Source organism: Actinomadura sp. 7K534, from assembly GCF_004348575.1.
In the GTDB taxonomy this organism is placed as follows: Bacteria; Actinomycetota; Actinomycetes; order Streptosporangiales; family Streptosporangiaceae; genus Spirillospora; species Spirillospora livida.
Window position 1 is genome coordinate 19,829 of sequence record NZ_SMKB01000081.1, and the last position, 8,630, is coordinate 28,458.

Consider the following 8,630-nt stretch of genomic DNA (forward strand, 5'->3'; position numbering starts at 1 on the left):
CACCATTTCACCACCCGGCCGAGCGCGCTCGGCCACGCCTTTCTCCATGCTTTTCAGCGAGGGCTGAAGAATGACCCCTGCCATCGAGATCCACGACCTGCACAAGTCCTTCGGGAAAGTGAAGGCGCTGGACGGGCTCGACCTGTCCGTCCAGCCAGGCCACGTGCACGGATTCCTCGGGCCGAACGGCGCCGGGAAGTCGACCACCATCCGGATCCTGCTCGGCGTGCTCCGCGCCGACGCGGGACGGGTCCGCCTCCTCGGCGGCGACCCCTGGGACGACGCGGTCGGCCTGCACCGCCGCATGGCCTACGTCCCGGGCGATGTGGAGCTGTGGCCGAACCTGACCGGCGGCGAGGCGATCGACCTGTTCGCCCGGCTGCGCGGCGGCGCCGACGCGTCCCGCCGGGACGAGCTGTGCGAGCGGTTCGACCTGGACCCCACCAAGAAGGGCCGCACCTACTCCAAGGGCAACCGGCAGAAGGTGGCGCTGGTGTCCGCGCTGGCCTGCGACGTCGACCTGCTGCTGCTCGACGAGCCGACCGCCGGCCTCGACCCGCTCATGGAGGCCGTCTTCCAGGAGTGCATCCGCGAGGCCCGCGACGCCGGGCGGACGGTCCTGCTGTCCAGCCACATCCTCGCCCAGGTCGAGGCCCTCGCCGACCGCGTCTCGATCGTCCGGGGCGGCCGGATCGTGGAGACCGGCACGCTGACCGAGCTGCGGCACCTGACCCGCACCACCGTCACCGTGACCACCGGCGGGGACGCCCGCGACATCGCCGGCCTGCCGGGCGTGCACGAGCTGCGCGCCGAGAACGGGCGGGTCCGCTTCGACGTCGACGGCGACCATCTGGCGGCCGTCGTCCGCCGCCTCGGTGAGCTGGACGTGCACGCGCTCACCGCGCACCCGCCGACCCTGGAGCAGCTGCTGCTGCGCTACTACGGTGACGACCTCGCCCGCACCGGCGACGGCGCGGCCGCCGGGAGCGCGTCATGACCGCGACGACCCTTCCCGCCGCCACCCCTGCCGCGTCCGCCGGTCCGCTCACGGGGACGGGCACGCTGCTGCGGTTCATGCTGCGCCGCGACCGCATCCGATTCCCCGCCTGGACGCTCGGCATCGCCCTGTTCATGGGCTACTTCAGTGCCGCGCTGGGAGCGGTCTACACCACGACCGAGGAGCTGGAGGCGGTCAGCGGGTTCTCCACCAGCCCCGCCGGGGCGCTCTTCGGCGGCCCCGGCTACGGCTACGACGCCATCACCGTCGAACGGTTCCTGTCGGGGCAGTACGGCCTGTACATCATGCTCGGCGCGGCGCTGATGGCGCTGCTGACCGTCACCCGGCACACCCGCGCCGAGGAACGCTCGGGACGGTCCGAACTGGTCCGCGCGAACGTCGTCGGACGCTCCGCCCAGCTCACCGCCGCGCTGCTGCTCACCGCGCTGATGAGCGCGACGGTCGCCGCCCTGGTCACCGCGGTCCTGCTCGCCGCCGGGCACGCACCCGCCGGGTCGGTCCTGTTCGGCGCGTCCGCCGGGGCCGTCGGGCTGGTGTTCGGCGGCATCGCCTCGATCGCCGTGCAGGTCTTCGCCTACCCGCGCGCCGCGTCCGGGCTCACCGGCGCGATCCTCGGGGCCGCGTTCGTCCTGCGCGGCCTCGGCGACATGGCCGCCGCCCAGGACGGCTGGGCGTCCTGGCTGTCGTGGCTGTCCCCGCTCGGCTGGTCGCAGCAGACCGGACCCTACGCGCTCGACCGGTGGTGGCCGCTCGCCCTCTCGCTGGCCTGCGCCGCCGCGACCGCCGCCGCCGGATACCGCCTGGCCGGCCGCCGCGACCTCGACGCGGGACTCGTCCCACCGCGCCCCGGCCCGCCCCGCGCCGCCGCGTGGCTCCGCGACGCGCCCACCCTGGCCTTCCGCCTCCAGCGCGCCGGCATCATCGGCTGGAGCGGCGCGCTGCTGGTCGCCGGCCTGGCCTACGGCGCGTTCACCCAGCCCCTGGCCGACGGGCTGGAGGACGCCCCGGAGGATCTGGTCGCCGTCATGGGCGGGGGCGAGAACCTGATCACGGGTTACCTCGGCGTCATGGGCCTGACGATGGCGTTCACGGTCACCGTGTTCGCCCTCCTGGCCGTGCAGTCGGTCCGCGCCGAGGAGACCGCCGGGCGCACCGAACCCGTGCTGGCCACCTCCGTCAGCCGCACCGGCTGGCTCGGCGGCAACCTCGCCGTCACCGCGATCGCCGTCCCGTGGCTCCTGCTCGTCGCGGGCCTGGGCACCGGAGCCGCCGCGGCCATCGGCACCGGCGACGCCGCGCTGCTGTGGAAGACCACGCTCGGCCACGTCGCCCACACCCCGGCCGTGTGGCTGCTCCTCGCCGCCGCCGGCCTGCTGTACGGGGCGTTGCCGCGCCTCGTGCCGATCGTGTGGGCCGCCCTCGGCTACGGCGTCGTCGCCGGGCTCTTCGCCCCCGTCCTCGACCTCCCCGACGGCGCCGTCCGCATCTCCCCGTTCGCGCACGTCGGCGACTACCCGGGCGAGGAGCTCACCGTCACCGCGGTGGGCATCCTGACACTCCTGGCCGCCGCGCTCACCGCCCTCGCCGTCCGGACCTTCGCCCGCCGCGACCTGACAACCGGAGCATGACCGCCTCCCGGATTGCTCCGGCCCCATCGGACGAACGTCTGGAGCTCGGATCAGTTCCGATTGGTGTAGCCCAGTTGAGCAGGTTCACATCGAATCAGTTCGTGCAGTCGGCGATCGACCAGAGGGGAGGCGGGAGTGGCCGGTTGGGTCGGCGGTGGGGCCTTTAGGGTTCCGCCATGTGCGGGGCGGTAAATCTTACGAGATTCGTACAGGTCGCGCTTCGCAAGTGAGCGGGCACGCCCGGCGACCTACGGTCGTCGCATGCGAGTGCTGCTGACAGGTTCGGCCGGGTTCATCGGCTCACACGTCGCCGAGGCGCTGAGGGCCCGCGGGCATGAGGTGCGCGGGCTCGATCTGCTCCCGGGCGGGGAGGTCGGGGATGTGCGCGACCGCGACGCGGTGGCGCGCTGCGTGCGGGGCGTCGACGCCGTCTGCCATCAGGCCGCGATGGTCGGTCTCGGTGTGGACGTGTTCGACCTCCCGGCGTACACGTCGGTGAACGTGGCCGGGACGGCGGTGCTCCTGGCCGAGATGGCGCGGGCCGGGGTGCACCGGCTGGTGCTGGCGTCCTCGATGGTCGTCTACGGGGAGGGTGCCTACACCTGCCGGAGTCATGGGGACGTCCGGCCGGGTCCGCGCACGGAGGACGACCTGCGGGCAGGACGGTTCGAGCCGCCGTGTCCAGAGTGCGGAAGCCCCCTGGAACCCGGTGTCGTCGGGGAGGACACGGCCCTCGACCCACGGAACGTCTATGCGGACACCAAGGTCGCACAGGAGCACCTGGCCGCGTCCTGGGCGCGCATGACGGGCGGCCGCGTGGCGGCGTTGCGCTACCACAACGTTTACGGGCCGAGGATGCCGCTGGACACGCCCTACGCCGGGGTGGCCGCGCTGTTCCGGTCCCGGCTGGAACGGGGCGAGGCGCCGCTGGTGTACGAGGACGGGCGTCAGCGGCGGGACTTCGTCCACGTTCGCGATGTGGCGCGCGCCAACGCCCTCGCGCTGGAGCGGTTGGAGGTGGCGCAGGACGCACCGCTGCGGGCCTACAACATCGCCACTGGCAACCCGCGCTCCATAGCCGACATGGCGGAGGCGTTGGCCGATGTCCACGGCGGCCCGGCTCCGCAGGTGACCGGTGGTTACCGCCTGGGCGATGTGCGGCACATCGTGGCGAGTCCCGAGCGCGCCCGGCAGGAACTCGGCTATGAGGCGGAGGTGCCATTCGCCGGGGGGATCGCCGAGTTCGCCAAGGCAACGGTGGGGACGGGCCGGTGACCCGCGACATCGATGTCGTCCTGCCCTGCCTCAATGAGGCCGAGGCCCTGCCATGGGTGCTGTCGCGCATGCCGGAGGGGTTCCGTCCCATAGTGGTGGACAACGCATCCACCGATGACTCGGCCGCCATAGCCCGCCGTCATGGCGCCCATGTCGTGGAAGCGCCCCAACGGGGTTTCGGGGCCGCGTGCCACACCGGCCTGGTTGCGGCCACCGCGGACCTGGTGTGCGTGATGGACGCCGACGCCTCGCTCGACCCGGGCGACCTGCCCCGCCTGCTTGCGGATCTCCACCATGCCGGACCTGCGCTGGTGCTCGGACGGCGCCGTCCGGTAGGGCGCGGAGCGTGGCCCCTGCACGCCCGGCTCGGCAACACCGTCCTGGCCCGGTCGCTCAACCGGCGCGCGGGCACCGCCCTCCACGACCTCGGGCCGATGCGCGCCGCCCGCCGGGCCGACCTGCTGGCGCTGGAGCTGGCCGACCGCCGTTTCGGCTACCCCCTGGAGATGGTGCTGAGGGCGGCCGCCGCGGGCTGGCGGATCGGCGAGGTCGACGTCCCGTACCGTCCCCGTACCGGCCGGTCGAAGGTCACCGGAACGGTCGGCGGGACGGTACGGGCGGTGCGCGACATGCGCCGCGTGCTGGCCGAGGTGTCAGGGGCGGCGCCGTGACCGCCGATCTGCTCGTGATCGCCAAGGAGCCCGTCGCCGGGCGGGTGAAGACCCGGTTGACGCCGCCGTACACACCCGAGCAGGCGGCCGGGCTGGCGGAGGCGTCCCTGGCCGACACGCTCGGCGCCGTCGCCCGCACTCCGGCCGGGGCCCGCACCCTCGTCCTGAGCGGCCGTCCCGGTCCGTGGCTGCCGCCCGGCCTGCGCGTGGTCCCGCAGCGCGGGGACGGCCTGGACGAGCGACTCGCGCACGCCTTCGACGACGGCTACGCCGGGCGCCCGCTCGTCCTGATCGGCATGGACACTCCCCAGGCCGGCCCCGGCCTGCTGGCCCGGGCGGGGGCGGCGCTGCGGACCAGGGACGCGGTGTTCGGCCCCGCGGCCGACGGCGGATTCTGGCTGCTCGGCCTGGCCCGCCCCGACGCGCGGCTGCTGCGCGGCGTGCCGATGTCGCGCCCCGACACCGGCCGGATCCAGCTCGCCCGGCTGCGCGCGGCCGGACTGGACGTCGCGCTGCTCCCGGAGCTGACCGACGTGGACACCGCCGGCGACGCCGCCGAGGTCGCCGGACTGGCGCCGCACGGCCGCTTCGCCGCCGCCGTCCGGGCCGCCGGGACCGCCGGGACCGCCGTGCGGGAGCCGGTACAGGCGGGGACGACGTGATCGGCGAGCTGTACGAGCGGGCCCTCGCGGGGCGCGCCGGAGTCGAGGTCGAGGACGGCACGGGCCGCCGCAGCGCGCTGCCCGTCCAGGAGTGGATGGCGCTGCGTCCCGGCGACGAGGGCGTGCTCGATCGGTGCGACGGCCCAACGCTGGACGTCGGATCCGGGCCCGGGCGGCTCACCGTCGCGCTGACCGAGCGCGGGATGCTCGCCCTCGGCATCGATACCGCGCCGTACGCGGTGGAGCTGACGGTGGCGGCCGGCGGCCCGGCGCTGTGCCGGGACGTGTTCGGGCGGGTGCCGGGCGCCGGGATCTGGACGACGCTGCTGCTGGTCGACGGCAACATCGGCATCGGTGGTGCCCCCTCCGCCCTGCTGGCCCGGGCGTTCGCCCTGCTCGCTCCCGGCGGGCGGGTCCTCGCCGAGGTGCGGGCGCCCGGGACGGCGGCGTACACCGGCCCCGTCCGGCTCCGCGCCGGCCAGGCGGTCGGGGAGTGGTTCCCGTGGGCGTGGGTGTCCGCGGACGACATCGCCGGGATCGCCTGGGAGAGCGGGGCCGCCGTGAAGGAGATCTGGGAGGAGGCGGGCCGGTGGTTCGTCGCGCTGAGCCGCTGACTCCTTCGTATGTGCCGCGCTTCAGGAGCCGCCTGCATGACGAACGCGTGGCGGCCTGGCTGGGGATATGGCTGGGCGTCGCGTTCACCAGCGCGTTCGTCACGGGGCTGATCAGCCACTTCATGCAGCAACCGCCGGGCTGGCTGATGTGGCCGTCGCGTCCGGTGAATCTGTACCGGGTCACGCAGGGCCTTCATGTCATCGGCGGGCTGGCCACCATCCCCTTGCTGCTGGCGAAGATGTGGACGGTCTATCCCAGGCTGTTCCAGTGGCCGCCGGTCCGTTCCGTAGGGCACGCCGTCGAGCGGGCGCTGATATTCGTCCTGGTGGGGGCGGCACTGTTCCAGGTCGTCACGGGGCTGTTGAACATCTCCTACTGGTACGCCTTCCCGTTCTTCTTCACCTCGGCCCATTACTGGACGGCGTACATCCTCGTCGGGGCCCTCGTCATACACGTGGTGAACAAGTGGCCCAAGGTGCATCGCACCGTGATGAAGCACCCGGAGGACGGCCTGAACCGGCGCGGGTTCCTGCTGGGCGTGGCGGCCGCCAGCGGAACGGTCGCCGTCACCATGGTCGGTGAGGCGTTCTCCCCGCTGGCCAAGGTGGCGTTGCTGGCCCCCAGGCGTCCCGGGGTCGGCCCTCAAGGAGTGCCGGTCAACAGGTCGGCGTACGCGGCCGGGGTCAACCTGGCGGCCGCCAACGATCCGGCCTGGCGGCTACAGGTCACTGGACGGGTCCAACGAGAACTGTCCCTCTCACTGGAGGAGTTGCAGGCACTCCCGTCTCACTCCGCCAGGCTTCCCATCGCGTGCGTAGAAGGCTGGAGCGCAGGGGCCACCTGGCACGGCATCCGGCTACGTGACCTCCTCCATATGGCCGGGGTCGCCGAGGACGCCCGCGTGCGGCTCATATCCATGGAAGTCAGGGGGATCTTCCGGACCTCCTGGGTCAACCCCCGCCACTGGCAAGACCCGCTGACCCTGCTGGCTCTCAGTGTGAACGGGGAAACCCTCGACCTGGACCACGGGTTCCCGTGCCGACTGATCGCGCCCAACCGCCCGGGTGTGCACCAGACGAAATGGGTGCGCCAGGTGATCGTCGTATGAAGACGCGCATCACCGCTTATGCGATCGGCGCGGGGTTCATCCTGCTCGGGCTGTGGGGCGTCCTCACGGGAACCACCAACCCCCGGGGCTGGGCGGTCTGGTTCGCCGGAGCAGTGGTCGTCCACGACGGGATCTTCGTCCCCTTCGTGCTCCTCCTGGGTGCGCTCACCACTCGCGTGCCCGCTTCCCATCGGAGGTTTGTGCAGGCCACGCTCCTGGTGGGCGGCGCGGTGACGCTCGTCGCGCTGCCCATGGTCCTGGGGTTCGGGCGGCGGGCCGACAACCCGTCCATCCTTCCGCTCGCCTACGGCAGGAACCTCATCATCGTCCTTTCCGCCATCGCCGTGGTCGCCGTCGTGTGGACCGTGTTGGCCCGCCATAGGAAGCGTTCCGATGACCCTCGGTGAGCTGAAGCGGCTACGCCCCGTCTCCCCTCGTGGAGCACCTGAGCGGAGTGCCCGGTCGGGGTGGATCGCGGTCGCGCTCTGGGCGCTCCTGATCATCGGTGCGCTGGTCGCAGGGGAGTGGCTGCGCCGCGCGGGGCTCGCCACAGAAGACGACCTGCCTCCGCTCCACGCCAAACCCCGGCTGCTCACCTGGCAGATGCTGCCCGCCGCCTGCGTGGCCGCCGTCTCCGTGAGCGTCCTGCCGCCCCTTGCCCAGCGGCTGTCCTGGCGGCTGCTGCTGCCGGTGTCCTGGGGCACGGCCGTCGCATGGACGGTCGCGCTCGCGCTGAGCGATGGTCTGGACGCTTTGCACCGCCCCTTGGACTCGCCCACCGAATACCCGGCCGGACTCGACGCCGTACGGGCCGACCCGGGGGAGTGGCTGAGCACGTTCACCGAGAGGCTGGGCGGCTACACCACCCACGTACGGGGACACCCGCCGCTGCCGATGCTGGTCTTGTGGGCGCTGGAGGAGACCGGCCTACGCGGCACCGGCTGGTCCGCCGCCCTCATCATCCTGGTGGGAACCTCGGCGGTCGTCGCCATCGCCATCACGGTCCGCTGCGTCGCCGACGAGGCCACGGCCCGGCGCGCGGTGCCCTTCCTGGCCCTGGCGCCGCTCGCAGTGTGGACAGCCACGTCCATGGACGCCTTCTTCCTCGGCGTCGGCGCCTGGGCCACCGCCCTGGTCGCCATAGCCGCCAGGCGAGAGAACCTATTCGCGGCCGCGGCAGGCGGCCTTCTCCTGGGCTCGCTCCCTTACCTCAGCTACGGCCTGCTCCCGCTCTTCGCGCTGCCCCTGGCCGTAGCCCTCCTCACCCGGATCACCCCACGCCTGCTCGTGGTGCTGCTCTGCTGCGCGGCGATCGTCCCGCTGGCCTTCACCTTGGGCGGCTTCTGGTGGCCGGACGGGGTAGCGGCGACCCACGACACCTACGTCATCAGCAGAGGATCCGCACAGCGCTCCTACGCCTACTTCGTCATCGCCAACATCGCCGTGCTCGCCCTACTGGTCGGACCGGCGACCGCCCACGCCCTCCCCGCGGCACTCTCCGACCGCCGCCCCCTGGCCTGGCTGGTCGGGGCGGCCCTGGTCGGCCTGCTCACACTGGACATCTCAGGCGTGACCAGGGGCGAGGTGGAACGCATCTGGTTGCCCTTCGCGGCATGGGTGATCGTCGCGGCAGCCCACCACAAACCCCCGGCC

9 protein-coding genes are annotated in these 8,630 nt (G+C 72.9%); all 9 read left to right on the top strand.

Annotated features, from left to right (window positions below; genetic code table 11):
• Positions 1-70 precede the first annotated feature (70 nt).
• On the top strand, positions 71-997 hold the full coding sequence (locus E1266_RS17815; protein ID WP_132048321.1) for an ABC transporter ATP-binding protein: 927 nt from the start codon (positions 71-73) through the stop codon (positions 995-997).
• The gene (locus E1266_RS17820; RefSeq protein ID WP_132048323.1) at positions 994-2,646 is read left to right on the top strand and encodes an ABC transporter permease; all 1,653 of its coding nucleotides are present in this window, start codon (positions 994-996) and stop codon (positions 2,644-2,646) included. The genes E1266_RS17815 and E1266_RS17820 overlap by 4 nt, the downstream gene beginning before the upstream one ends.
• Positions 2,647-2,907: 261 nt before the next feature.
• Positions 2,908-3,921 carry an NAD-dependent epimerase/dehydratase family protein gene (locus tag E1266_RS17825; protein WP_132048325.1) on the top strand — a complete coding sequence of 338 codons (1,014 nt, stop codon included), beginning with the start codon at positions 2,908-2,910 and terminating at the stop codon, positions 3,919-3,921.
• Positions 3,918-4,592: a glycosyltransferase family 2 protein gene (locus tag E1266_RS17830; protein ID WP_243718532.1), complete on the top strand. Its 675-nt coding sequence runs from the start codon at positions 3,918-3,920 to the stop codon at positions 4,590-4,592. Before E1266_RS17825 ends, E1266_RS17830 begins: the two co-directional genes overlap by 4 nt.
• The gene (locus E1266_RS17835; RefSeq protein ID WP_132048327.1) at positions 4,589-5,254 is read left to right on the top strand and encodes a TIGR04282 family arsenosugar biosynthesis glycosyltransferase; all 666 of its coding nucleotides are present in this window, start codon (positions 4,589-4,591) and stop codon (positions 5,252-5,254) included. The genes E1266_RS17830 and E1266_RS17835 overlap by 4 nt, the downstream gene beginning before the upstream one ends.
• On the top strand, positions 5,251-5,868 hold the full coding sequence (locus E1266_RS17840) for an SAM-dependent methyltransferase (protein ID WP_132048329.1): 618 nt from the start codon (positions 5,251-5,253) through the stop codon (positions 5,866-5,868). Before E1266_RS17835 ends, E1266_RS17840 begins: the two co-directional genes overlap by 4 nt.
• Positions 5,869-5,915: 47 nt before the next feature.
• A complete protein-coding gene (locus tag E1266_RS17845; protein ID WP_132048331.1) occupies positions 5,916-6,977 on the top strand; it encodes a molybdopterin-dependent oxidoreductase in 1,062 nt (353 codons plus the stop codon).
• Positions 6,974-7,384 (top strand): hypothetical protein, encoded by a 411-nt coding sequence (locus E1266_RS17850; protein WP_132048333.1) that lies wholly within the window; start codon positions 6,974-6,976, stop codon positions 7,382-7,384. Before E1266_RS17845 ends, E1266_RS17850 begins: the two co-directional genes overlap by 4 nt.
• Positions 7,371-8,630 (top strand): hypothetical protein (locus tag E1266_RS17855; protein ID WP_132048335.1); only part of this gene is annotated, 1,260 nt, incomplete at its 3' end. The genes E1266_RS17850 and E1266_RS17855, both read left to right, overlap by 14 nt.

Excerpts from the sequence above, each read along its gene's own strand:
- E1266_RS17850 (WP_132048333.1), top strand. The coding sequence starts at position 6,974 with ATGAAGACGCGCATCACCGCTTATGCGATCGGCGCGGGGTTCATCCTG.
- E1266_RS17820 (WP_132048323.1), top strand. The coding sequence starts at position 994 with ATGACCGCGACGACCCTTCCCGCCGCCACCCCTGCCGCGTCCGCCGGT.
- E1266_RS17825 (WP_132048325.1), top strand. The coding sequence starts at position 2,908 with ATGCGAGTGCTGCTGACAGGTTCGGCCGGGTTCATCGGCTCACACGTC.
- E1266_RS17815 (WP_132048321.1), top strand. The coding sequence starts at position 71 with ATGACCCCTGCCATCGAGATCCACGACCTGCACAAGTCCTTCGGGAAA.